We start from the raw sequence: 22,225 nt of genomic DNA, 5'->3' as shown, positions 1-22,225 counted from the left end.
GTTTCAAGGAAGTCAGCTCGACCAGGTCTGTGATCGTTCCGGCTCCGACCCTGCAGGCTCTCCTTCTGCGGGGTCGGGGATGGCGGTCAGACGGCGCCGGACGCGACCGCAACGGTGATCGCCGAAGGCTTCTGCTTGGCGCGCTTCAGGCCGATAAGCGGGCGCAGCGGCCCGATCTCCCGCCCCGCGAGGTAGAACAGCCACGACCCTGCCGCCACCGCGAAGCAGAGCGCGAGGAATTCCGGTAGAGCGGTAAGGCCCTTGTTGCGCAGCCAGTATCCGGCAAGCACCATGACCGTCTGGTGTGCGATGAACACCGGGAACACCGCTTCGGCCAAAGTTGCGCGCCAGCGCGCATCATGGTTCCAAAAACGATCTGCGATGCCGAAAAGGGCAATTACTGTGCCCCAGCACTGCACAGCCTTCGCGAAATCGAGCGGAGCGATCCAACTCGGCGGCGTGCGCACATTGCCGGGGAAGTAGCAGGCCTCGACCACCACGAAGGCGTAGCCCAGCGCTCCCAGGCCCAAGGCGGGCTTCCACTGGCGGGCGATCGCCTCCCGCAGGCCTGGGGAACCGCGCAGCAGTATGCCGAACAGGAACATGCTTCCGTAGTGAAGGTGTGCCCGCAGGTCGGTGAACAGGCTATGCGTGTCTGTCCAGCCGTCTCCGGCACGAACAGCATAGGTGGCAAGACAGCCAAGTGGCAGCAGCCAAGGGCCGGCTATGGCCCGCTCAACGCCCCGCCTCAGCCCCTGGCGCCAGGAACGCGGCATGACCATCAACGCCGCGCACAGGATGATGGTGTACGCCAGCAGGTAGATCACGAACCAAAGGTGCATAACCGCCGGCAGGTTCTCGTAGATCACCCGGCGGAAGCTGAAGGCGTCATGGAAGAGGAAATAGGCGTAGTTGTGCGTGTACCCAGTGTTGAGCAGCCCGAGGTACGGCTGCGGCGGCACGATCACGGTCAATCCGAAGAGCAGCGGCAGGCCCAGCCGAAGCAGGCGGCTCTTGAGAAAGCGGCCGGTGTCTCCGTCCTTCGCCAGAAGGGCAGCGCTGGCATAGCCGGAAATCGCGAAGAGCAGCGCGAGCCGCCATGCGTTGAGGCCCAGCAGCGGTATCTCCGCCCAAGAAACCACGCCCCGGGTGGGCGTCTGATATCCCCAAGGGGTGAAGGAAAAGCCCACATGGTAGAAGATCAGCATGACGAACGCACCGATGCGCAGCCAATCCATTCCATAGTGACGCTGGCTGGTGGCGGCGGTCATCACGTTCCATTGCAAAAGCGGCCGTCCCATGCGGGCCCGCAGATCGCCCGCTCATTAGGCGCGTTGTCTGCTCTTCGCAACGATCCGCTTGTAACAGAGAGTATCGGGCTTCGCGCGCGTGCGTCAGGCAGGATCAGCCCTGCGCCCCGCGACGCTCGCTCCAGTCCGGATAAGCCGGCAGCCCCAGCAGCAACCATGAACTGATGAGCGTCAGCAGAAGGCCTGCCCAAAGCCCCACATCGTAATTCTGCCAGGTATCGTAGATCCATCCCCCCAGAACCGGGCCAAGCCCCGACCCGGCCGCGATCAGGCTGGCCATGAGTCCGAAGATCGCGCCGAACTGCCGCATGCCCGTATAAGCCGCAGTCAGGTACCCGACGAGCTGCAGCTTCGTCCCACTGGCGTAGCCGTTGACGACCAGGGCGCCGACCACCATCCATACAGGCGCGTGCGGGATGAGCAGGGCAGCAAACGTCACCGCCGACACGCCGATCGTCAGCCCACCGACCCACCGGGCGGGATAGCGGTCCAACAGAGCGCCAGTGATCAGTTTTCCGGCGATGCCCGCCAGCCCGGCCGGAACCGACGCGAGTGCCGCTGTCTGGGGGCTGAACCCGGAACCGGTAAGGATGCGGAACTGGTGTACGACCAGTCCGATCGTCACCATCATGACAAGGAACGTCGATGCCGCAACACGCAGGACAGCGCCGTTGCGCAGTGCCTCGCGCACGGTCAGCCCGGGAACGTCCAGCAGAGGGCCGCCGCGCGTCTGGCCCGCCTCTCGTCCGATCTCGTAGCCGTCCCGCAGCCAGGAGAAGCACACCGTCACGGCAAGGATACCCCAGCCCGCCGCGAGGTAGACGAATGCCAGCCGCCAGCCGTACTGGCGGATGAGGTACTCCGCGATGACCGGCGTGAAGGCCTGAGCTAGGGCTGCCCCCGACAGCACCAGCCCAAGGGCTATGCCCCGGCCTGCCCTGAAGGTGCTATTTGCCGATGCCGTCCAAACGGTAGACTTTGTCATCAGCGCGGCGAGCGAATAGAACGTCCATATCGCGAACCACTGCCAAACCGAACCGTCGAGCAGGCTCAGCGACGCTATCACCAGCCCCATCAGAAGGAGGCCGGGCAGCGCCATGCGGCGCACGCCCCACTTGTCGATGAACAGGCCGAACAGCGGCGAGAACAGGAACGTGAGGACCGCGGTTATCGACACGCCGGAGGCGGCCAGCGTGATGCTCCAGCCGAACTCGCGGCTGATGGGACCGATGAAGAGGCCGGTGGACGCCGTCACGACCGACGTGAAGGAGAAGCCCACCGCCGCTGCGACGACCATGCGCCAGTGGCGGCCAAACTCCTCCCGCGCCGTCAGGTTTTCCTCGAGCAAGTTTCTCTCCCGGCCCTGTCAGCAGGCGCGACAGCCGGAACCTGCCCTGCGGCGTCTCTGAAGACAAATGCACGCGATCCAACGTCGCCCCGGCGATGCGGGGGACCTGCGTCAGGCCGACAGGACCGCGGCACGCAGTTCTTCGAGGGTGAAACCGTTGCCCGGGGCACATTGCTGCACTTCGATCACGTTCCCTTCCGGGTCGTAGCCGTAGAGCGTTTTCACATGCCCGACATCGACGAAATCCCTTTCGTTGAAGGTCATGCCGCAGGCTATCAGGTGCTCGATATCCTGTGCGATGTCCGTCACGTCGATGCTGAAATGCGTGTAGCCACGGTCGTTCGGGCGAAGCGGACGCGCGAGATCGGAAGGAGGGGCACTATACTCGAACATTTCGATATAGCAGGTGCCTGCTCTCAGCATGCACCCTCGGGCCGCCGAGCCGCGAACATCGGTGATATGGTCCATCACCGGCTCATCGGCCCAGCCGAAGCCCTCTTCATCCACGGGTTCAAAGCCGAGCGCCTCGCAGTAGAACCGCTTCATCCGTTTCAGGTCGCGGCAGTTCATGCCGATGTGATGAATGCCGCGGATCATGGCTTTCTCCCTTGCCTTTTCAGCGCAGGCTATCGGGAGACGCTTTCTCATGACAACGCCCGATGCTTGTCTGTGAGGGATCAGGGCACCGGCCGCCAGCGTGCCTTACGCGGATTCGTCCGGCTCGACCCAGGTGGTGCGCGTCACGCGCGGGGACAGGTACTTCGTCGCCGTCCAGCCGCCGTCCACCACGATCGACTGGCCGTTGATCATCTCACTTCCCGGAAGGCAGAGGAAGGCGATGACGGAGGCCACGTCCTCCGGCTGGGCAAGGCGCGGGTAAGGCGTGGTTTCCACGTTGTTGCGCCTGAACCCTTCATCCTCGAAGCGATGGCGCACCATGTCCGTCATCGTCACCCCGGGCGCCACGCAGTTCGAGCGGATACCGCGCGGTCCGTATTCACAGGCCATGTGCTCGGTCAGGGACTTGAGCCCTCCCTTGGCCGCTGAATAGGCACCGCCGCGCCGGCCGCCGATATGGGCGAAGGTGCTGGTCACGTTCACCACGCTTGCCCCCTCTTCCAGGTGCGGAATCACCTCCCGGCAGAGGCGGAAAGGAGCCACGAGCATGATGTCGAGAAACCCGTCAAGGGTCGCGTCATCCGTCTCGTCCAAAGGCTTGGGGCTGCCGACGCCCGCGTTGTTGACCAGCGCGTCTATGCGACCGAAGCGGGACACGGCCTGGTCCACGATCTCCTTCGGTGCCGCCGGATCGGTCACGTCGGCGCTGATCGCCAGCACATGATCGGGGTTGCCGATCGCGGCTTCGAGGGTGGCGAGCTTGTCCTTGGAGCGCCCGACGCCCACGATCGCGAAGCCTTCGCGGTGCAGGATCCTGGCAGTTTCCAACCCGATGCCGCTGCCCGCGCCCGTGATGATCGCTACCTTCACTTCAAGATCCTCCGCCGTTGCCCTTCGGTGTTAGCCGCGAGGCCGTGAAGCGTCGAACCGCCGGGGCGGTATTGGCGCGCGCCGCCTTGCTCCCGTCCATGGGCCGGGTAGTCAGATGGACACCCTGAACAAGCGACTGACACGACATGACAACCACTTCCAAAGCCGCCCTCGAAGGCATTCGCGTCATCGACATGAGCCGCGTCTTTGCCGCTCCCGTCGGTGCCCAGATCCTCGGTGACCTCGGAGCGGACGTCATCAAGGTCGAGCGGCCCCTGATCGGTGACGACGGGCGCGGCTACGGCTTCTCCTGGGTTCCGGGGAAGGACGGAATCGAGACACGCCAATCCAGCTTCTTCACCGTTTCCAACCGCAACAAACGGTCCATCACCCTCAACCACGCGAGGCCGGAGGGGCAGGAGGTGCTGCGCGATCTCGTCAAGACCGCCGACGTCCTGATCGAGAACTACAAGGTCGGTGACCTGAAGCGCTTCGGCCTCGACTACGAGAGCCTGAAGGCCATCAACCCGCGCCTCATCTACTGCTCGGTCACCGGCTTCGGGCAAACGGGCCCCATGGCCGCGCTGCCGGGCTACGATGGCCTGTTTCAGGCCACCGGCGGCATGATGGCCGTCACCGGCGTTCCCGAAGGCCAGCCGGGCGCGGGCCCCCTCAAGACCGGCCCGAGCCTGGTGGACTTCATGACGGGCCACAACACCGCCCTCGCCGTCATGGGAGCACTGATGCACCGCAACGCGACGGGAGAGGGGCAGTACATCGACATCGCCCTGCTCGACAGTTCGGTGGCGATGGTGAGCCACATCATGCAGGACTACCTCATCAGCGGAAACGCGCCGCCCCGCCTCGGGAACGGGGGGAACGGGGGCGGCCCGGCCGATCTCATCCATTGCGCGGACGGCATCATCTACCTGACTGCCGGGACGGACGAGCACTGGCGCCGCCTCACCGTGGTGATGAAGCAGCCGGAACTGAACGAAGACCCACGCTTCGACACCAACCTGAAGCGCGGGAAGACCAACCGCGCCGAACTGATGGACATCATCAACACGTGGAGCCGCGATTTCTCCGCCGCCGACATGCAGGCCATGCTGGATGAAGCCGGCATCCCGGCGGCGCGCTACAACGAACTGGCGGATGTCTGGGAAGATCCCCAGGTGCAGCACCGACAGCTGCGCGCCACGACCCCCCACGCGTTCGCGGAGAGCGGCTCAGTAGACCTCATCGCCAGCCCGCTAGCCAAGATGTCGGCAAGCCCCGCCACGATTCGGCTCGCCCCACCCATGCTGGGAGAGCACACCGACGCGATCTTGGCCGAAATCGGCTACGACGAAGAGCGTGTGAAGGCGCTCCGTGACGCACAGGTCATCTGAAGAACTAGGGGCCGCGGTTTGCGCTACGGCCCTTGTTCTTTACCGTGCCCGCGCCTTTCGCGTGTCAACGGCCTTTGAAAACGGGTTTCCGCTTTTCGATGAAGGAGTTCACTCCCTCCAGGAAGTCCTCCGTCCGGCCGGCCATCTGCTGTCCGCGACGTTCCGCCTGGAGCGCCGTCTCAAGGGTGGAGTCCAGCGCATCCCACGCCATGCGCTTGATGAGGCCGAGTGATCGAGGCCCGCTCGCCAGCCGCCTGGCCAGCGCCATCGCCTCGCCGTCCAGATCTTCGTCAGCCACGACCTTGGTGGCCAGCCCCCAATCCAGTGCAGTGCGCGCGTCCACCTTTTCGCCGAGCAGCATCATCTGCATGGCGCGCACCCGTCCCACGGCCTGCGAAAGAAGGTACGTGGCGCCGCCATCGGGAACGAGACCGACGTGGCAGAACGCGCAGAAAAAGTACGATCCTTCCGCCATCAGGACGACATCGCCGGCGGCCGCCAGCCCTGCACCATAGCCGGCAGCCGGGCCGCGGATGGCCGTGATAACCGGCTGCTCCATAGCCTTGATCGCCATGATCACCGGGTTGAACGCACGATCCAGCATGCCGCCAACGTCGCGCATGGGATCGCTCAGCATATCCTGCGCCGCAGCGAGATTCGCACCCGAGCAGAAGGCCTTCCCTTCACCCGTCAGGAGCACGGCACGTGCATCGCGCGCCGCGATGTCGAGCGCATCGACCATTTCGTGGCCCATCGCTTCGGTAACCCCGTTCATGGTCTTCGGGTCGTTGAGCGAGATCCGCGCCACGCCCTCCTCCAGCGAATAGAGGATGTGCTCGTAACTCATTGAAAGTCCTCTCCAGCGGTTGGACTGGTCAGGCGAGCATGGCTCCTAGCCGATCCTTCACGATCGCCTCGGCCTCCCCCATGATCCGGTCGATGAGTTCCTTGCAGGTCGGAACGTCATGGATCAACCCCTGAACCATCCCGGCCCAGAAAATGCCCTTCGTGAGGTCCCCTGTCTGCAGGAGTTCGCGGCCCACCGCGCCGGCGACCAGATGGCGAATGTCCTCGAAGCGTGAATCGGGGCGTTCCGAGATCGCCACGACTTCGTCCGACACCTCGTTCTTGCCAACCCGGGCGGTGTTCTTGAACTTGCGGAAGATGAGATTGGTGCCGCGTTCGTCGTTCTCGACGTACTTGGCCTTCACGTTGTCGTGGATCGGCGCTTCCTTGGTCGCGCAGAAGCGTGTGCCCATGTTGATGCCCTCGGCGCCGAGGGCCAGAGCCGCGACCAGACCGCGTCCGTCGCCGATGCCGCCAGAGGCGAGCATGGGGATCTTCACCTTATCCGCTGCGCTTGGGATCAGAATCAGGCCGGGAATGTCGTCCTCGCCCGGGTGACCCGCGCATTCGAAGCCGTCGATCGAGATGATGTCGCATCCATGGCGCTCGGCCGAGAGCGCGTGGCGTACAGCGGTGCACTTGTGAAGCACGGTGATGCCGTGCGGCTTGACCATCTCCCAAATCTCCCGGACCTGCTGCGTGCCGGCCGTCTCGATGATCTTCACGCCGCCTTCGATCACCGCCTCTGCGTAGGCCTTGTAATCGGGCGGAAGGATCGTCGGCAGGACAGTGATGTTCACGGCGAAGGGCTTGTCGGTCATTGCCCGGCACCGCTCGATCTCTTCGCGCAGGGCAGCCGGGCTGGGCTGCGTCAGTGCGGTGAGCGTGCCGAGGCCGCCTGCGTTGGACACGGCGCTTGCCAGTTCGGCATAGCCCACACCTTGCATACCGCCTTGAACGATGGGATGCTCGATCCCGAGCCTATCGGTAATGCGGGTCTTGAATGGCATGGTCTTCGCTGCTCCCTCTGGTGGACGGATCCGCCCTTGCCGGTGGGCTATGCGATGGCGCGCAGCCCTTCAAGACGGCGGCGTTCACCCTGCGAGCAGAGCGCTTGACCATCGCCGCAGCGAAGCCAGTCGCGGGCCTGCCTGACCATCGGCGCTCACGTCAGACCGGGCCGTTCACCTCGATCCCCTGAATGACGAAGGCGGCGATCGCGTCCCTGATCTCGTCGTCAGTCGCCATGCCGGCGGGGAAAAGCCACTCACGGAACATCTGGTTCGCCAGCACGGCAGCAAAGGCGATGCGCACCATGAGCTCGGGCGCCACCGGGGGGTTTTCGCCCAGCCTCCGCTGCGACATGGCCTCGCCCTGTCGGAAGTAGTCCTGCAGACCATCGAGCGCGTCGATCCCTGCCGACGCCTCGGGCGAGTAGGCATTCGTCACCAGCAGCGAGAGGAACATGCGCGCGTGCCTCGCCATGAACTCCTGCAATTCGCCGATGTAGGCCGCCGCGACATCGCGCCCCTTGCCGGGGTCGCTGGCGGAGCGCGCCTGAAAATCCGCGAAGTGGCGGTTCAGGGGCGTGAAGATCGCCGCCCGGAAAAGCGCCTGTTTCGAGGCATGAAGGCGGAATATCTGCGCTTCCGTCACACCTGCGCGCCGCGCGATTGCCGCCGTTGTCGCCCCCGCGTAGCCGGACTGTTCGAATTCTTCGGCAGCCGCTTCGAGGATACGGTCTGCCACCTCTTCCGAGCTGCGGCGGCGTCGTACAGGGAGGGGGGATGTCTGTTCGGGGCTCGCCACTGTGTCCTGCCGGTTTTACGGTTTGTGATTGCCGGTGCGAGGATGGCCTGCGCCGTTGAGGCCCCGCCACCCACCCCTAGATGCGCAATGAGGACGGCTCAAGGAGTCAAAGAGACGTGAACGGGATGAATACGGCCATGCTGCTGGCGGTGCTGATGGTGCCGGTCCTGCCGCACACTTGCGCAGCCCCGTGATCGAGCGAAATCCGGCGGCCACGCAGGGCAGCCTTGGCGCAGCTGACAGGCCGGAGATGCGGAGCCCCCGAACTTTGGGTTAGTCCCTCGTCCAACGGGCGATGAAAAAGCCATCCAGGCCACCCGCATCGCCCAGCATCCCGGGATCGGTCCGCACCCAGCCCTCCTCCGCGGGAGCGACACCCTGTGGAAGTTCGTCCGCTGCGATCGGAACCGGCGTCAGGCTGACGCGCGCGGCCTGCTCCTCGCCCTCCTGCCGCTCGATGGAGCAGACGGCGTAGATCAGGGTCCCGCCCGGCTTCAGCCAGCCGCTCGCCCGGGCCAGCATCCGGCTCTGGACTTCCGCCATATCGTCGATCTGCCGCTCTCCGATACGGTGAAGGACGTCGGGATGGCGGCGTGCCGTACCCGTGGCGGTACACGGCGCATCGATCAGGATCGCGTCGAAGCCTTCCTCCGGCTGCCAGGCAAAGGCGTCCGCCAGAACCACGTCCGCCTCAAGGCCGGTGCGTGTCAGGTTTTCCCTCAGCCGCTCCAGCCGGCGCTTCGCGTTATCCACGGCGGTGACCTGCCAGCCCGCCGCCGCCAGTTGCATGGTCTTTCCGCCCGGCGCGGCGCACAGGTCCAGTGCGCGCCTGCCCTGCCCCGCTCCGAGCAGCCGTGCAGGCAGGCTGGCCGCAAGATCCTGCACCCACCAGGCTCCATCGCGGAAACCTTCGAGGCTTTCCACCGCCGCGCCACGCGGCAGGCGCACATGGCCCGGCATCAGCGAAACGCCGCCGAGACGCTCCGCCCATTCCGCCGTCGCGGATGGATCGCGCAGCGCCAGATCAAGCGGTGGTGGCTCGGCCAGGCCTGCCGCGATGGCGCTCGCCCGCTCGCCCCAGCGGTGCGTGGCGGTCTCGGGCAGCGTCGGCACGTCAGGCAGAGTGACGCCGCGCTTCGTCAGGGTGGAGAACACGCCATGGGCGAGGCGCCGAGGGCCGCCCATCAGCAATGGCAGGGCTGTCGCGATGACGGCGTGAGGGGGCGTGTCCAGCCGCAGCACCTGCGCCAGCATGATCTGCAGCACGGCGCGAGCCTTGGCGTCTTCGGCAAGCGGCAGGCGCGTGGCGGAATCGATCAGTTCGTCAAGATCCTGCCTCCAGCGCAGCGCTTCACCGGCAATGGCGCGGGCAAGCGCGCGATCCGCATCGCCCTTCACGCGCGCCAGCGCAGAGCCACCCGCCTGGTCGAGTGTTTCGCCCCTGCGCAGTACGGCATCGATGAGGTTAAGTGCGGCGCGGCGCGCCGGAAGGCCGGGAATGTCCATTGCCGCCCCCTATACCGGATTGCGTTTTCCTGCCAGCGGCACCACATGGAGGCCATGACCAAGCGCGCAACCCAGCGTCCCGCCAGCTTCACCAAGCCCGCTCACTGGACGAACGACCCTGCGCCCGCACCGGCGCCCCAGTCGAAGGACGACAAGGATCCGGACGGCCTTTCGCCGACCCGGTACGGCGATTGGGTGCAGAAAGGCATCGCCATCGATTTCTGACGGCGGTGCCGCTGGCTTAACCGCCCGTCTGCTGCCAGCCGCCGCCAAGGGCAAGGAAGACCGAGATCTGGTCGTCCACGAGAGAGGCCTCCGCCGCTGCGTGGTTGACGCGTGCCGTCGCGAGGTTTGCCTCCGCGCTCAAGACGTCGAGAAAATCGCTCCGGCCGAAGCGGAACAGCTTGTTGGCCTGTGCAGCCGACAAGGCCGCCGCATCTGCCGCCCGGCCGAGCGCTGCCACCCGCTCCCGGTTTCGGGCGTAGGTCTCCATCGCCGTCTCCGCCTGGCGCAGCGCTTCGAGCACCGTGCCGTCGAAGCCGGCCAGATCGGCGCGCACCTGTGCGTCGGCCTGCGCGATCCTGGCGTGGACCGCAGGCCGGTTGGGGAACGACCAGCTCAGCAGCGGGCCAAGGCTGAAGCCGAAGCTGTCACCGCTGAAGAAGTCTTCCGCCCTTCCGGAAAGGCCCAACGACCCGCCGATGCTCACTGACGGATAGAGGTCAGCCGTGGCCACGCCGATGCGCGCTGTGTCGGCGGCGATGACCCGTTCCGCCTGTCGAATGTCGGGACGGCGGCGCAGAAGCGCGGCGCCGTCCTCTACCGGAACGCCGGTGGCAAGGCGCGGCAGCGTGGAGCAATCGGCCGCGTTTGCGGGGAATTCCGCCGGGGGCCGTCCCAGCAGAGTGGCCAGAAGATAGAGCGCGTTCTGGCGTTGAGCGGTAAACGCCGGCAAAGCCGCCGCGCTGCTCTCCACGGCCGCCGACGCGCGGCTGACGTCGAAGGCGGTCCCCCGCCCGCCCTTCTGCAACCGCTGCGTTGCGGAGAGGGTCTGGCGCTGCAGTTGCACCACCCGCTGTGTGACGCCGAGCTGATAGTTTGCCGCGCAGACCTGTGCGTAGGCGCGCGTGGTCGCCGCTGCCACACTGACGCGAACGGCATCGCGCGCCGCTTCCACAGCTTCGCGATCCGCCGCGCTCGCCTCGATCGCGCGGCGCAGCTTGCCCCTGAGGTCCAGCGGATAGCTGAGCGCCAATCCGAGGTTGTCGGTAATCACCCCGGGCAGCGGACGCCCGGTAGCCGACTGGCGCGACAGGTCGATGCCCCCGGTAAGGCCGGTCTGCAGCGTGCGGGAGGCGGCTGCTTCGCGCAGGATAGCTTCGGCGCGCTCGAGGTTCGCCTCCGCCACGCGAAGATCGGTATTGGCCGCAAGGGCCTGTTCGACCAGACCGTCGAGCCGGGGATCCTCATACAGGCGCCACCACCGCTCGGGAAGCGGCTCCTGGGAGAAGCCGGGGCCCTTCGCAGCGGTGAAGTTCGCCTGAGCCGAAGGTGCGTTCACAACCGCATCCTCAGGAAGATGGTAATCCGGGCCGGCGGTGGCACAGGCGGAAAGCGCGAGCGGGAGCACCGCCGACGATAGCCAACGCCGCGCGCTCACTTCGCCACTCCGTTAGCCGGAGCCTTCCTGCCCGCCGTCGGTTCGTCGATCGTGACCGTCGCCGTGCGTCCGAGGATCAGGCGGACGTCCTTCGGCACGTGCGTCAGCTTCACGCGCACCGGAATACGCTGCGCCAGACGCACCCAGGAGAACGTCGCCTCGACGTTCGGCAGCAGGTTGCCCGCATCGCTGCGAGTCTCGTCGTTGATGCCGGCCGCGATGCTTTCCACCCGGCCCTTCAGCACCTGCCCCTCTCCCATCAGCTTCACCGTAACGGGGGCACCGACGTGGATGAGCGGGAGCTTGGTTTCCTCGAAATAGCCTTCCACCCGGATCGAGTCGTCGTCAACAAGTGCCATGGCCTGCGTGCCGGCCGCGACGTAATCGCCTGGATGGAGGTCGAGGTTCGTCACCGTGCCGTTGACCGAGGCGCGGACTTGCGTGCGCGCCAGGTTCAGCTTCGCCGCATTCAACGCCGATTCCGCCTCCGCCAGCGCCGCGCGGGCCGTGGCAACGCGAGCGGTGTTCTGCTCCCGCGTCTCGGTCGCCACGAGGTCGCCGAGGGCGAGGTCGCGGGCGGATTCGCGGCCGGCCTGCCCAAGCGTCGCCTTCGCGCTGGCGACCGATGCCTGCGCCTGCTCCACAGCGAGTGAGTAGCGCGGGCGATCGATCACGAACAGCAGGTCACCCGCCTTGACGGTCTGATTGTCACGAACCTGCACCGAGGTGACGAGGCCGCCGATATCGGGCGTGACCCGTACGACGTCAGCCCGCACCCGACCGTCGCGCGTCCAAGGGCTGCGCTCGTAATGGGCCCACATCCAGTAGGCGATCAACGCCGCGACGATGACGATGATGATAGTGGCGGCACTGCGGCCGATCGCGGGAAGCAGGTTTTTCATGGGTGGAAACCAGAGTGGATGGCAAGAAAGGAAAGCAGGCCGAACACGATGACATAGAGGCACAGGTCGACCAGCGCGCGGTAGGCAACGATACGGTAGAAGCCGACGAAGTCCGCCACCCGCATGAGTGCAAGGGTCAGGGCCGACGCGGCGACCGCGATCAGGAGGATGGTGGGCATATAGACGCCGAAGATGGCGATCTCGCCGTTCATGATTGACCTTTCAGCGCATCGGCTTCGGGGAAGAGGTTGCGCCGCAGAGACACGAGCGCGAGCACGGCCTTGCGGCGCACGTCATGGTTTTCATCGCGGGTGAACAGGCCCAGCGCCCTGTCGATGTCGCGCAGCAGGGACACGTCGGCCGGGTTCCGGCGGTCAGGGTTCATGCGCCGGTAGTAGTTGCTGACATCGGCCAGTACGCTGGTGAGCGGCGCACTCCGGGCGGCGGGAAGCCCGAGCCGCAGCTCGCGCAGCTCAGCGATGGCAACCCCCGTGCGCAGATCACGCAGGACGTCGTAGAGCGGCTCGCCCGGGTGCCTACCCGTGAGCGCAACACGCGGGCCGAGCACTGCGATGCGGTCCAGCATCCGGTTAACCCAGCCCCGCACATCCGGTGGCCCCGCCAGATTGGCCCGATCCGCGATGTCCTGCCAGCCTGCACGGAGCGTCCGCCGGATCGCGCTCTGCAGGCCGGCCGTATGGAGCAGGCGGGCCATGACAATCGCGAAAAGCGTGCCCAGCAACTGCGCGATCGCCTGGTTCAGGAAGGTGGCGAAATCATCGGAGTACGACTGCGCGATAATGAACGGGCTTCCCATCCCGAGCAGCGCCGGCAAGGCGACACCGGCATAGCGCGGCGAATGCATCAGCGCCCCCAGCACCAGCAGCGGAGGCGCCAGGGTTAGCGCCAGCATCGGGAACCCGTCGATCGCGGGAAGTATCGCGAAGGCATAGATCAGGCCGAGGACCGTCGCGATCACGGTGCCGTTGAAGAAGAGCCGCAGCGGCAGCAGCGGGTTGTCCGAAGCGGAGAACAGCGCCAGGAACACGCCCGCGAGCATGACCGCCGCCGCCCCGTCGTGCCAGCCGCTGCCGATCCACAGGGCGCACCCTACCACGATGGTGAGCGCCGCCCCCGCCGCACCCCGCAAGGCGCCACGATAGTCCCGGTGAAGCTCCCGGTTTCGGCGTCCCTCAAGGAGCGCCGGGATGCGGGTCGACACCGGCTTGCGGCTCATCGTGCCCATTTGCGCGGCAAGGTCGCGGCAGTTGAGATGCGCTTCGATCAGATCTGCCAGCCGCGAGCCCAGACTGAGCTGCAGCATCGCGCCCCAGCCCGACTGCGGCCCGACATCCGGTTCGATCGCAGCGCAGCGCTGCTTCAGTGTAACCGCCGTCCGCTCCCGCTGCTCCCGGTCTCCCTCGATCGTGGCAAGCCACGCCCGCGTATCGGCCAGCAGCGCCTCCGCTTCGGGCGTCAGCGCGTTTTCTTCCCGCAGCGCCTTGATGCGGTCGGCCACGGCTGCGCCCAGCGGCATGAGTTGCGAAAGCTGATCCTGGAGCGCCCGCACCGTCCGCACGCGCGGCGCCATACGACTGGTTTCGAACGGCAGGTGGATGGAAAGCTGGTGCAGCTCCGTCACGTCCTGCGCGAGACGCCGCTTTTCGGTCTCCACCGAGGGGTCAGGGTCCAGTTCCAGCGAATCGCGCGACCACCGCTCCGCGTCGCGCAGCATCATGGCCACCCGGCCGAGCAGGAAGGTGGACACGGACCCCGGCAACACCACGCCGTGGATAAGGCTGCCACACAGGATGCCGATCAGGATCTCCTGGACGCGCAGGGCGGCATCGTGGAAGATGAGGTCGGGCGTGTTCACCGCCGGCAGGGAAATGAGGCACGCGGTGTACCCCGCGAGAACGAAGGCATACCCCCTCGGCGTGCGGTCCAGCAGCGAAACGAACACGCAGAGCGCCAGCCAGGCGGCGATTGCCAGGGTCAGAAGTTCCGGGCTGTGCGCCAGGGGAGGCACCATGATCACGGACGCCGCCGCTCCGATGAAGGTCCCCACGATGCGGAACAGGGCCTTCGAGACCACCGCTCCCGCAAGCGGCGCCGCCACGATGTAGGCCGTCAGGAAGGCCCAGTACGGCCGCTCCAGACCGATGGAGAACGAGATGTACGCCGCCAGCATGGCGGCCACAAAGGCCTTGAGGGAGAACACGGCGGCGGGCACGCCCCACCGTGCCAGGGCCTCCCTGTTCATGTCCGCGCCCGCATGTCGGCCACGCGCGCGCCGATCGTGCCGATGACGCGCACGGTCGTTTCGAGATCGGCGTCAGGTATTCCATCCAGCAGTTCAGCCCGCAGGGCCACCAGCCGCGCGTCGGCCTTGCGAGCGATCCTGGTGCCTTCCTGCGTCAGATGCAGCCGGTTCGCGCGCCGGTCCTGCTCATCCGCCAGCCGCTCCACCAAACCCGTCGCCTCAAGCTGCCGGATTGTAGTCGTCAGCGACGCCTCTGTAATGCCGATAGCCCGGGCAAGATCCGCCTGCCGCGTCCCTGCCCCCAGCCGCTTGAGGCGGACGAGCGCCCAACCCGCCGAGTTGGAGATCGCGAGCGAGGCGAGGATGCGATCCGCCAGCTGCCGCCAGCTGCGCGCAACGGGCGCGAGCTGCGTGGCGAGGTCGTTGGCGAGCTTCGATCGTTCAGACATGGTTCCGGAAAGCGCTTGGAGGAGGAGCGGTGCTTAGGCTCCTAACTATTACCAAGCAGTGAGAGTTGCCATTGCTTTTAACAATGCAGCAATGGACCTATTTGCAACGCGGCTGTCCTCCGCGGCGCTAGGGCTCGATCTCGATGGGCGTACCATCCGGCACCAGTGACCAGAGCGTTTCGATTTCAGCATTCGTGATCGCGATGCAGCCATCGGTCCAGTCACCCGGCACCCGCCCTTCCGGCCACGCGTTCGGCTGCCCGTGGATCATGATCATGCCGCCCGGCGACCGCCCCCTGGCCCGGGCGTACGAACGGTCGGCCTCGCCGGGATAGGATATGTGAAGGGACAGGTGAAAGGCGCTTTCCGGATTGCGCCAGTCGATCGTATAGCGGCCTTCGGGCGTCCGACCGTCCCCTTCGAACCGCTTGTGACCTGTGGGCACGCGACCGAACTGAAGGTCTTGCAACACCCGGACCACTTGCCCGCCGGAGTGAAGCTCCATGATCCGCGCGGCCTTGCGCACACGGATCAGGTCGATCTGCGGGAGCGCCGAGGATTCCTGCGCTCCCGTCGCGGCGCCGCCGATTGCCAGCGCCAGGAAAAGCGGGGCGAACCGAAGCAGGCCCCGCATCTTCCGATCAGTCCGCGAAAGGATCGCGCACGAGGATGGTGTCCTCGCGCTCAGGGCTGGTGGATACCAGCGCCACCGGCGTCTCGATCAGTTCCTGCACGCGTTGGATGTACTTGATCGCCTGCGCCGGGAGATCGGCCCAGGATCGTGCGCCCGCGGTCGTGCCCTGCCAGCCGTCCATTTCCTCGTAGATCGGCTCGACCGCCGCCTGGTTGGCGGCGTGGCTCGGGTAGTAGTCCAGCACCTTGCCGCGCAGACGGTAGCCGGTGCAGATCTTCACCTTCTCGAATCCGTCGAGGACATCGAGCTTGGTCAGAGCGATGCCCGTGACGCCCGAGATGGCGCAGGACTGACGGGTGAGCACCGCGTCAAACCAGCCGCAACGGCGCTTGCGACCCGTGACGGTGCCGAATTCGTGGCCTCGCTCGCCAAGGCGCTGGCCGGTTTCGTCATCGAGTTCGGTCGGGAACGGGCCGGAGCCGACGCGCGTGGTGTAGGCTTTCACGATGCCGAGGACGAAGCCCGTGGCCGAAGGGCCAAGACCCGAACCGCTGGCAGCGGTGCCGGATACGGTGTTCGAGCTGGTGACGAACGGGTACGTGCCGTGATCGACGTCCAGCAGCACGCCCTGCGCACCTTCGAACAGAATGCGGGCGCCGGCCTTCTTCACCTTGTTCAGGCGTTTCCACACCGGTTGCGCGAATTGAAGAACGAAGGGTGCGATCTCGCGCAGCTCGTTAAGCAGCGCCTCACGGTCGATAGGCGGCTGGCCGAAGCCGGCGCGCAGCGCATCGTGATGGGCGCAAAGGCGATCGAGCTGCGGTTCCAGCGCATCGAGATGCGCAAGGTCACAGACACGGATGGCGCGGCGGCCGACCTTGTCCTCGTAGGCGGGGCCGATGCCGCGCCCGGTCGTGCCGATCTTCCCTGCGCCGGCGGCAGCCTCGCGCAGACCGTCGAGTTCCCGATGGACCGGCAGGATCAGCGGGCAGTTGTCCGCGATCGCGAAGTTCTCGTCGTTGATCTCCACACCCTGTCCGCGCAGCTTCTCGACCTCGGACTTGAGGTGCCAGGGGTCAAGCACGACGCCGTTGCCGATGATCGAAAGCGTGCCGGTGACGATACCCGAGGGCAGCAGGGAAAGCTTGTAGACCTGCTCGCCCACCACCAGCGTGTGGCCTGCGTTGTGCCCGCCCTGGAAGCGAACGACGGCGTCCGCACGGCTGGCGAGCCAGTCCACGATCTTGCCTTTGCCTTCATCGCCCCACTGGGCGCCGATCACGGTAACGTTAGCCATGGGTATACTCCTCCACCCTGCCAAGGTGGATCCAATAACGCCCTTCGACAGGACTCGGCGAAATGGATGGACAGTGGGGCGGGAGCGCCCCGGCTTTTCGGTGCGCGCCCTAGGGTGAAGGCGGCGGGGTAGTCAAGAGGGCGGCCCGCTGCCGCCGCAAGCCACTCAGACGAGAGCGACGGCTTCCCCGTTCTCGAGCCGGTGCGAACACCCCAGCGCAATGGGATCGTCCTGGTCGGAAAGCGCTGCCACGGTGCTCCAGCCGATCGCCCTCTGCCGCGCGGCGACGTCACGGTCATGACCGAGCGGGAGGAACAGGCGGCGTTCCTCTCCGGCAGTGGCGGTGAGCGTTTCGATGAGTGGGTCGGGGTAAAGCGAGAAGCCGGTCGCCGGTTCAGGGTCGCGTCCGGCCTGCCCGAGGATCGCGTAGGTGCCGCCGCGACCGAGGCTGCCGGGAACACCGTCGGCGTAAATGGTGAAGCCGAACCAGGACTGGTACTCGAAGCCATGGCGTTCGGAGGGATCGAGCGTCAGGCGCGCCTTCGCGCCGACGCGCTGCGCGATCGCGCGCAGCGCCGCGATCCGGCTGGCGAGAACACCGCCACCCTGAGAGGGATGCACGTCGAAGGCGGCAAGCTGCGCAATCGCGGCCTCGAACGGTCCGATGGCGTAGAGAAGCGGAAGATAGCCCTCGCCACCGGCGTCGACGAGACCGCCTGCATCCTTGGCGTCGAGCATCTGACGCACGGCTTCGATGCTGCGCGCCGGCAGCGGCAGGGGACCGGCGCTGAGGGTGTCGACAAGGTCGGGAAGCGTGAAGTCGACCGAGACTCCGGTCGCGCCCGCGCCGCGCAATGTCTCGATCGCCAGTTCCACGATCTCCGCAGCCGCTTCAGTGGAGTCGGCGCCGATCAGTTCCGCGCCGAGCTGCAGGCGTTCCCGCGCCGGATCAAGACCGTCGCCCTTGATGGTGACCACCTGCCCGGAATAGCTCAGCCGCAGCGGCCGCGGCGCGTGGGCAAGACCCGTTGCGGCAATACGCGCCACCTGGGCCGTCATGTCCGATCGCAGCGCCAGCATTCGCGCCGACACAGGGTCGACGAAGCGGAACATGCGGCGCACCTGCACACCCGCCATACGACTGGCCAAGGCTTTCTCGAACTCGAGAACGGGCGTTTCCACGCGCGCGTAGCCATGGCTGGCAAGGACGTCGTGCGCGGCGCGGCGCACCGACTGGGAAGCCCAGGCCTGCTGCGGCAGGCGGTCGCCCAATCCTTCGGGCAGAAGATCGCGATCGTTTTCGTGCATGATGGCCGCGCCTTAGCGATGCGCCGCGCACTTGTCGAATGGCGAAGCGCCGACAATGCGGCTCGTACCAGCCGGGCCTGCGGAACCGCGCGCCGCGCAGGGTTGTTGCCCTCCTGTACTCTCACGAAGGACTTCGATCATGCCTCACGAGCCGGACGACAGGGACGAAAACAAGCAGGACCAAGAGCAGGAGGCCCTGGAGGAAGCCCAGGAAGACGCTGCGGAACAGCGGGAAGAGGAAGGCGGCTACCAGTAGACTTTGCCGATTGTACGAAAAAGGGGCCGGCGCATGCGCACCGGCCCCTCTTCCGTTGGGAGCGTGTTTCGAGCGCTTAGAACGCCAGCGCCTTCACCGTCTTCACGCCGGGCAGCTTGCCGGCCTGATCCAGCACTTCCCCGGCGACGGGGCTATCGACCGAAAGCAGCAGCACCGCTTCGCCACCCGCTTCGCGGCGGCCGAGGTTGAAGGTGCCGATGTTGATCGCGTTCTCACCCAGTAGCGTGCCGATGCGCCCGATGAAGCCCGGCGCGTCCTCGTTCACGATGTACATCATGTTGCCAGCGAGCTCCGCCTCCACCTTGATGCCGAACATCTCGACAAGGCGCGGTTCGACGTTGTTGAACAGCGTGCCGGCGACCGAACGCTCACCCGCCTCGGTCTTTACCGAGACGCGGATGAGGGTGTGGTAGTCGCCTTCCCGCTCGGTCTTCACTTCGCGCACTTCAAGGCCGCGCTCCTTGGCAAGGAACGGCGCGTTGACCATGTTCACCGTGGCCGACTGCACCCGCAGGAACCCGGCAAGAACCGCTGCCACGATCGGCTTCTGGTTCAACTCGGCAGCCGCGCCTTCGCAATGGATCGAGATCCGCGGAACCGAATCACGGGTCAGCTGGCCGACCATGGAGCCCAGCAGTTCCGCAAGCTTCATGTACGGCTTGAGCTTGGGCGCTTCCTCGGCGCTCAGCGATGGCATGTTCAGCGCGTTCGTGACGCCGCCGTTGACGAGGAAATCGGCCATCTGCTCGGCAACCTGCAGCGCCACGTTGACCTGTGCCTCGGTGGTCGAAGCGCCAAGGTGCGGCGTGCAGATGAAGTTGGGCGTACCGAACAGGGGCGATTCCTTCGCCGGCTCCGTCTGGAACACGTCGAGGGCGGCGCCGGCGATGTGGCCCGAATCGAGCCCGGCCTTCAGCGCGGCTTCGTCCACCAGTCCGCCGCGGGCGCAGTTGATGATCCGCACGCCCTTCTTGGTCTTGGCGAGGTTTTCAGCCGAGAGGATATTGCGGGTCTGGTCGGTCAGCGGCGTGTGGAGCGTGATGAAGTCGGCACGGGCAAGCAACGTGTCGAGGTCCGCCTTCTCGACGCCCATTTCCACGGCACGCTCAGGCGTCAGGAACGGGTCGAAGGCGACGACCTTCATGCGCAGGCCGAGTGCACGGCTCGCGACGATCGAGCCGATGTTGCCCGCGCCAATGAGGCCGAGCGTCTTGCCGGTGACTTCCACGCCCATGAAGCCGTTCTTGGGCCACAGGCCGGCCTGGGTCTGCGCGTTGGCTTCGGGCAGCTGGCGTGCAAGGGCGAACATGAGCGCGATCGCATGTTCGGCAGTCGTGATCGAGTTGCCGAACGGCGTGTTCATGACGACGACACCCTTGGCCGAAGCGGCGGGGATATCGACATTGTCGACGCCGATACCGGCGCGGCCGATGACCTTGAGGTTGGTCGCGGCATCGAGAATGGCCTGCGTGACCTTGGTGGAGGAGCGGATCGCAAGGCCATCATATTCGCCGATGCGGGCGATCAGTTGCTCCGGCGTTTCGCCCGTAATGACGTCGACGTCGCAGCCGCGCTCTTCGAAGATGCGGGCAGCGTTGGGGTCCATCTTGTCGGAAATGAGGACTTTAGGCTTGGTCATGGAAGTGTTCCTTCTCGTCATCCCGGTCGATGCCGGGATCGCTGGCCGCATGCGCGGCACCTTCGGGGAAGCGGTCCCGGCTCACGCCGGGACGACGTTGAAAATCAGGCCTCGGCCTTGAGAGTGGCGTAGGCCCAGTCCAGCCAGGGACCGAGCGCCTCGATATCCGCCGTGTCGACGGTGGCGCCGCACCAGATGCGCAGGCCGGCAGGAGCGTCGCGGTATCCGGCGACGTCGTAGGCAGCGTCCTGCTTCTCGAGGAGAGCGGCAAACTTCTTGATGAAGTCGGTGTCTGCACCCTCGACGGTGAGGCACACCGAGGTGGTCGAACGGCTCGCAGGGTCAACGGCGAGGTGACCAAGCCAGTCACGCTCCTCAACGATCTTCGAAAGCGCTGCCGCGTTGGCATCGGAACGCGCCTTCAGGCCTTCCAGACCCCCGATCGACTTCGCCCATTCGAGAGCAAAGATTGCGTCTTCGACGGCCAGCATCGACGGCGTGTTGATGGTTTCGCCCTTGAAGACGCCCTCCGCCAGCTTGCCCTTCGAGACGAGGCGGAACACCTTCGGGAGCGGCCATGCCGGAGTGTAGGTTTCCAGCCGCTCGACCGCGCGGGGGCCGAGGATCAGGACGCCATGGCCGCCTTCGCCGCCGAGCACCTTCTGCCAGGAGAAGGTGGCGACGTCGATCTTCGACCAGTCGATGTCGCAGGCAAACACGGCCGACGTCGAGTCCGCGAAAGTCAGACCTTCGCGATCGTCGGGAATGAAGTCGGCATTGGGCACGCGCACGCCAGAGGTCGTGCCGTTCCAGGTGAAGAGCACGTCGGTGCTCCAGTCGATCTGCGAGAGGTCCGGCAGCTGCCCATAGTCGGCACGGATCACGACAGGATCCAGCTTGAGCTGCTTGGCCGCGTCCGTCACCCAGCCCTCACCGAAGCTTTCCCATGCCAGCGCGGTTACGCCGCGCGCGCCGAGCATCGTCCACATCGCCATTTCGAAGGCGCCCGTGTCCGATCCGGGAACGATACCGATGCGGTGCGTATCAGGCAGCTGCAGCACTTCACGCATCAGGTCGATGCAGTAGGCGAGACGCGTCTTGCCGATCTTGGCGCGATGCGAGCGACCGAGCGATTCGACGTTGAGCTTTGCGGGGGAATATCCCGGCGGCTTCGCGCAGGGACCGGAAGAGAAATGCGGACGCGCAGGCTTGCGCGCCGGAACCGTAATGTCAGTCATGTCTGACTCTCCTTGCAGAGAGCTCGCGCGGCGTTGGGACCGCGTGGCCCGGAGCCGGTCCTAAAGTGGCGCACCGATATGTCAATCGCCTTGCAACCGAATCGCCTGTGCAAAATCGCCGCTGGCGTCTGGCCGGTAGCGCCCGCGCATGGGTAAGGTTCGGTTCAGCCAAGCCATCCAGAAGTTGCCCGATGCGAAAACTTGTGCTCGCCCTGCCTCTCGTCGCCCTGGTCGGCGGCTGTATCGAGAGCCCGGCCCCGTCCCGACGCCAACCCGCCCGACCGGCGGCCAAAACCCCGCCGCAAAGCCGGCCCGGGCCTGATCTGCGCCAGTGCCTGTCCAACCTCAAGACACAGCAGGCCGTGTTCACGCCGGTGGAGGATCGCTGGTACGGCAATTCCTGCGCGACGGTGGGCACAGTGAAGCTGGCGGCGTTGAACACCGACAACGCCACCGTGTCTCTTGCCAACCTTGGCCCGGTGACCTGCAGTGCGGCACGGCCCTTTGCCGCCTGGGCGCGCTATGGAGTGGACCGGGCCGCGCACCAGATCCTCGGCACACGTCTGGTCAAGATCGAGACGTTCGGCAGCTATTCGTGCCGGAATGTCGCAGGCACCTCCCGCCGGTCAGGCCACGCTCTTGCGAACGCCATCGACGTCTCTGGGTTCGTGCTGGGTGATGGCCGCCGACTGACCGTGCGCCAGCATTGGAACAACGGCACAGCCGAGGAGCGACGCTTCCTGCGCGTGGTTCACGGCAGCGCCTGCAAGCGCTTCGGAACCACTCTTGGGCCCGGCTACAACGAAGCCCACGCCGACCACTTCCACCTCGAAGCGGACGGCGCCAGGTTCTGCCGCTGA

Annotated in this window: 21 protein-coding genes; 3 read left to right on the top strand and 18 right to left on the bottom strand. The window is 66.1% G+C overall.

The annotated features are described in order from the left end of the window. Positions 1 to 86 precede the first annotated feature (86 nt). From C2R25_RS15940 to C2R25_RS15925, 4 genes are all read right to left on the bottom strand, one after another. Positions 87 to 1,271 carry an acyltransferase gene (locus tag C2R25_RS15940; RefSeq protein WP_103730140.1) on the bottom strand — a complete coding sequence of 395 codons (1,185 nt, stop codon included), beginning with the start codon at positions 1,269 to 1,271 and terminating at the stop codon, positions 87 to 89. Between the two features lie 133 nt (positions 1,272 to 1,404). Then, positions 1,405 to 2,658 carry an MFS transporter gene (locus C2R25_RS15935; RefSeq protein WP_103730139.1) on the bottom strand — a complete coding sequence of 418 codons (1,254 nt, stop codon included), beginning with the start codon at positions 2,656 to 2,658 and terminating at the stop codon, positions 1,405 to 1,407. 111 nt (positions 2,659 to 2,769) lie between these two features. Then, positions 2,770 to 3,255: a VOC family protein gene (locus C2R25_RS15930; RefSeq protein WP_103730138.1), complete on the bottom strand. Its 486-nt coding sequence runs from the start codon at positions 3,253 to 3,255 to the stop codon at positions 2,770 to 2,772. A gap of 105 nt (positions 3,256 to 3,360) precedes the next feature. Next, complete coding sequence (locus tag C2R25_RS15925; RefSeq protein WP_103730137.1) at positions 3,361 to 4,146, bottom strand: SDR family NAD(P)-dependent oxidoreductase; 786 nt, start codon at positions 4,144 to 4,146, stop codon at positions 3,361 to 3,363. 146 nt (positions 4,147 to 4,292) lie between these two features. On the opposite strand from C2R25_RS15925, the gene C2R25_RS15920 reads away from it, so the two are divergent. Next, a complete protein-coding gene (locus C2R25_RS15920; RefSeq protein WP_103730136.1) occupies positions 4,293 to 5,537 on the top strand; it encodes a CaiB/BaiF CoA-transferase family protein in 1,245 nt (414 codons plus the stop codon). A gap of 64 nt (positions 5,538 to 5,601) precedes the next feature. Here C2R25_RS15920 and C2R25_RS15915 read toward each other — a convergent pair whose 3' ends face one another. The 4 genes from C2R25_RS15915 to C2R25_RS15900 form a co-directional block, all read right to left on the bottom strand. Then, a complete protein-coding gene (locus tag C2R25_RS15915; RefSeq protein WP_103730135.1) occupies positions 5,602 to 6,384 on the bottom strand; it encodes an enoyl-CoA hydratase-related protein in 783 nt (260 codons plus the stop codon). 28 nt (positions 6,385 to 6,412) lie between these two features. Beyond that, complete coding sequence (locus C2R25_RS15910) at positions 6,413 to 7,393, bottom strand: nitronate monooxygenase family protein (RefSeq protein WP_103730134.1); 981 nt, start codon at positions 7,391 to 7,393, stop codon at positions 6,413 to 6,415. Positions 7,394 to 7,553: 160 nt separating this feature from the next. Further along, positions 7,554 to 8,132 (bottom strand): TetR/AcrR family transcriptional regulator, encoded by a 579-nt coding sequence (locus C2R25_RS15905; RefSeq protein ID WP_233204064.1) that lies wholly within the window; start codon positions 8,130 to 8,132, stop codon positions 7,554 to 7,556. 333 nt (positions 8,133 to 8,465) lie between these two features. Further along, positions 8,466 to 9,698, bottom strand: coding sequence for an RsmB/NOP family class I SAM-dependent RNA methyltransferase (locus C2R25_RS15900; RefSeq protein WP_103730132.1), 1,233 nt, complete (start codon positions 9,696 to 9,698; stop codon positions 8,466 to 8,468). A gap of 54 nt (positions 9,699 to 9,752) precedes the next feature. Here C2R25_RS15900 and C2R25_RS15895 point away from each other — a divergent pair, with 54 nt between their 5' ends. Beyond that, entirely contained in the window at positions 9,753 to 9,923 is a 171-nt protein-coding gene (locus tag C2R25_RS15895) for a DUF1674 domain-containing protein (protein WP_103730174.1), read from the top strand. Between the two features lie 16 nt (positions 9,924 to 9,939). Here the strand turns inward: C2R25_RS15895 and C2R25_RS15890 are convergent, their stop codons facing one another. The 10 genes from C2R25_RS15890 to C2R25_RS15845 form a co-directional block, all read right to left on the bottom strand. Next, positions 9,940 to 11,358 carry an efflux transporter outer membrane subunit gene (locus tag C2R25_RS15890; RefSeq protein WP_103730131.1) on the bottom strand — a complete coding sequence of 473 codons (1,419 nt, stop codon included), beginning with the start codon at positions 11,356 to 11,358 and terminating at the stop codon, positions 9,940 to 9,942. After that, complete coding sequence (locus C2R25_RS15885; protein WP_103730130.1) at positions 11,355 to 12,260, bottom strand: efflux RND transporter periplasmic adaptor subunit; 906 nt, start codon at positions 12,258 to 12,260, stop codon at positions 11,355 to 11,357. Before C2R25_RS15885 ends, C2R25_RS15890 begins: the two co-directional genes overlap by 4 nt. Continuing rightward, entirely contained in the window at positions 12,257 to 12,472 is a 216-nt protein-coding gene (locus tag C2R25_RS15880) for a DUF1656 domain-containing protein (RefSeq protein WP_103730129.1), read from the bottom strand. The genes C2R25_RS15885 and C2R25_RS15880 overlap by 4 nt, the downstream gene beginning before the upstream one ends. Beyond that, positions 12,469 to 14,523 (bottom strand): FUSC family protein, encoded by a 2,055-nt coding sequence (locus C2R25_RS15875; protein ID WP_103730128.1) that lies wholly within the window; start codon positions 14,521 to 14,523, stop codon positions 12,469 to 12,471. The genes C2R25_RS15880 and C2R25_RS15875 overlap by 4 nt, the downstream gene beginning before the upstream one ends. After that, the gene (locus C2R25_RS15870; protein ID WP_103730127.1) at positions 14,520 to 14,972 is read right to left on the bottom strand and encodes a MarR family winged helix-turn-helix transcriptional regulator; all 453 of its coding nucleotides are present in this window, start codon (positions 14,970 to 14,972) and stop codon (positions 14,520 to 14,522) included. Before C2R25_RS15870 ends, C2R25_RS15875 begins: the two co-directional genes overlap by 4 nt. Positions 14,973 to 15,099: 127 nt before the next feature. Beyond that, positions 15,100 to 15,606, bottom strand: a complete 507-nt coding sequence (locus tag C2R25_RS15865; protein WP_103730126.1) for a murein L,D-transpeptidase family protein — start codon at positions 15,604 to 15,606, stop codon at positions 15,100 to 15,102. Between the two features lie 7 nt (positions 15,607 to 15,613). Continuing rightward, positions 15,614 to 16,903: an adenylosuccinate synthase gene (locus C2R25_RS15860; protein WP_103730125.1), complete on the bottom strand. Its 1,290-nt coding sequence runs from the start codon at positions 16,901 to 16,903 to the stop codon at positions 15,614 to 15,616. A 165-nt stretch (positions 16,904 to 17,068) separates the two neighbouring features. Then, on the bottom strand, positions 17,069 to 18,211 hold the full coding sequence (locus C2R25_RS15855) for an ATP phosphoribosyltransferase regulatory subunit (RefSeq protein WP_103730124.1): 1,143 nt from the start codon (positions 18,209 to 18,211) through the stop codon (positions 17,069 to 17,071). 332 nt (positions 18,212 to 18,543) lie between these two features. After that, positions 18,544 to 20,127, bottom strand: coding sequence for a phosphoglycerate dehydrogenase (gene serA, locus C2R25_RS15850; protein ID WP_103730123.1), 1,584 nt, complete (start codon positions 20,125 to 20,127; stop codon positions 18,544 to 18,546). Positions 20,128 to 20,231: 104 nt separating this feature from the next. After that, positions 20,232 to 21,365 carry a phosphoserine transaminase gene (locus C2R25_RS15845; protein WP_103730122.1) on the bottom strand — a complete coding sequence of 378 codons (1,134 nt, stop codon included), beginning with the start codon at positions 21,363 to 21,365 and terminating at the stop codon, positions 20,232 to 20,234. Between the two features lie 191 nt (positions 21,366 to 21,556). Here C2R25_RS15845 and C2R25_RS15840 point away from each other — a divergent pair, with 191 nt between their 5' ends. Further along, the gene (locus C2R25_RS15840) at positions 21,557 to 22,225 is read left to right on the top strand and encodes an extensin family protein (protein ID WP_103730121.1); all 669 of its coding nucleotides are present in this window, start codon (positions 21,557 to 21,559) and stop codon (positions 22,223 to 22,225) included.

The sequence above is a fragment of the Novosphingobium sp. HII-3 genome, assembly GCF_002916655.1.
Classification (GTDB): domain Bacteria; phylum Pseudomonadota; class Alphaproteobacteria; order Sphingomonadales; family Sphingomonadaceae; genus Novosphingobium; species Novosphingobium panipatense.
This window is presented reverse-complemented; position numbering and strand designations above follow the sequence as displayed.

Bases quoted from the DNA above. Each gene is read 5' to 3' on its own strand.
- C2R25_RS15940 (WP_103730140.1), bottom strand. From the start codon at position 1,271: ATGACCGCCGCCACCAGCCAGCGTCACTATGGAATGGATTGGCTGCGC.
- C2R25_RS15930 (WP_103730138.1), bottom strand. From the start codon at position 3,255: ATGATCCGCGGCATTCATCACATCGGCATGAACTGCCGCGACCTGAAA.
- C2R25_RS15920 (WP_103730136.1), top strand. From the start codon at position 4,293: ATGACAACCACTTCCAAAGCCGCCCTCGAAGGCATTCGCGTCATCGAC.
- C2R25_RS15915 (WP_103730135.1), bottom strand. From the start codon at position 6,384: ATGAGTTACGAGCACATCCTCTATTCGCTGGAGGAGGGCGTGGCGCGG.
- C2R25_RS15910 (WP_103730134.1), bottom strand. From the start codon at position 7,393: ATGCCATTCAAGACCCGCATTACCGATAGGCTCGGGATCGAGCATCCC.
- C2R25_RS15900 (WP_103730132.1), bottom strand. From the start codon at position 9,698: ATGGACATTCCCGGCCTTCCGGCGCGCCGCGCCGCACTTAACCTCATC.
- C2R25_RS15895 (WP_103730174.1), top strand. From the start codon at position 9,753: ATGACCAAGCGCGCAACCCAGCGTCCCGCCAGCTTCACCAAGCCCGCT.
- C2R25_RS15885 (WP_103730130.1), bottom strand. From the start codon at position 12,260: ATGAAAAACCTGCTTCCCGCGATCGGCCGCAGTGCCGCCACTATCATC.
- C2R25_RS15880 (WP_103730129.1), bottom strand. From the start codon at position 12,472: ATGAACGGCGAGATCGCCATCTTCGGCGTCTATATGCCCACCATCCTC.
- C2R25_RS15875 (WP_103730128.1), bottom strand. From the start codon at position 14,523: ATGAACAGGGAGGCCCTGGCACGGTGGGGCGTGCCCGCCGCCGTGTTC.
- C2R25_RS15870 (WP_103730127.1), bottom strand. From the start codon at position 14,972: ATGTCTGAACGATCGAAGCTCGCCAACGACCTCGCCACGCAGCTCGCG.
- C2R25_RS15865 (WP_103730126.1), bottom strand. From the start codon at position 15,606: ATGCGGGGCCTGCTTCGGTTCGCCCCGCTTTTCCTGGCGCTGGCAATC.
- C2R25_RS15860 (WP_103730125.1), bottom strand. From the start codon at position 16,903: ATGGCTAACGTTACCGTGATCGGCGCCCAGTGGGGCGATGAAGGCAAA.
- C2R25_RS15855 (WP_103730124.1), bottom strand. From the start codon at position 18,211: ATGCACGAAAACGATCGCGATCTTCTGCCCGAAGGATTGGGCGACCGC.
- serA (WP_103730123.1), bottom strand. From the start codon at position 20,127: ATGACCAAGCCTAAAGTCCTCATTTCCGACAAGATGGACCCCAACGCT.
- C2R25_RS15845 (WP_103730122.1), bottom strand. From the start codon at position 21,365: ATGACTGACATTACGGTTCCGGCGCGCAAGCCTGCGCGTCCGCATTTC.
- C2R25_RS15840 (WP_103730121.1), top strand. From the start codon at position 21,557: ATGCGAAAACTTGTGCTCGCCCTGCCTCTCGTCGCCCTGGTCGGCGGC.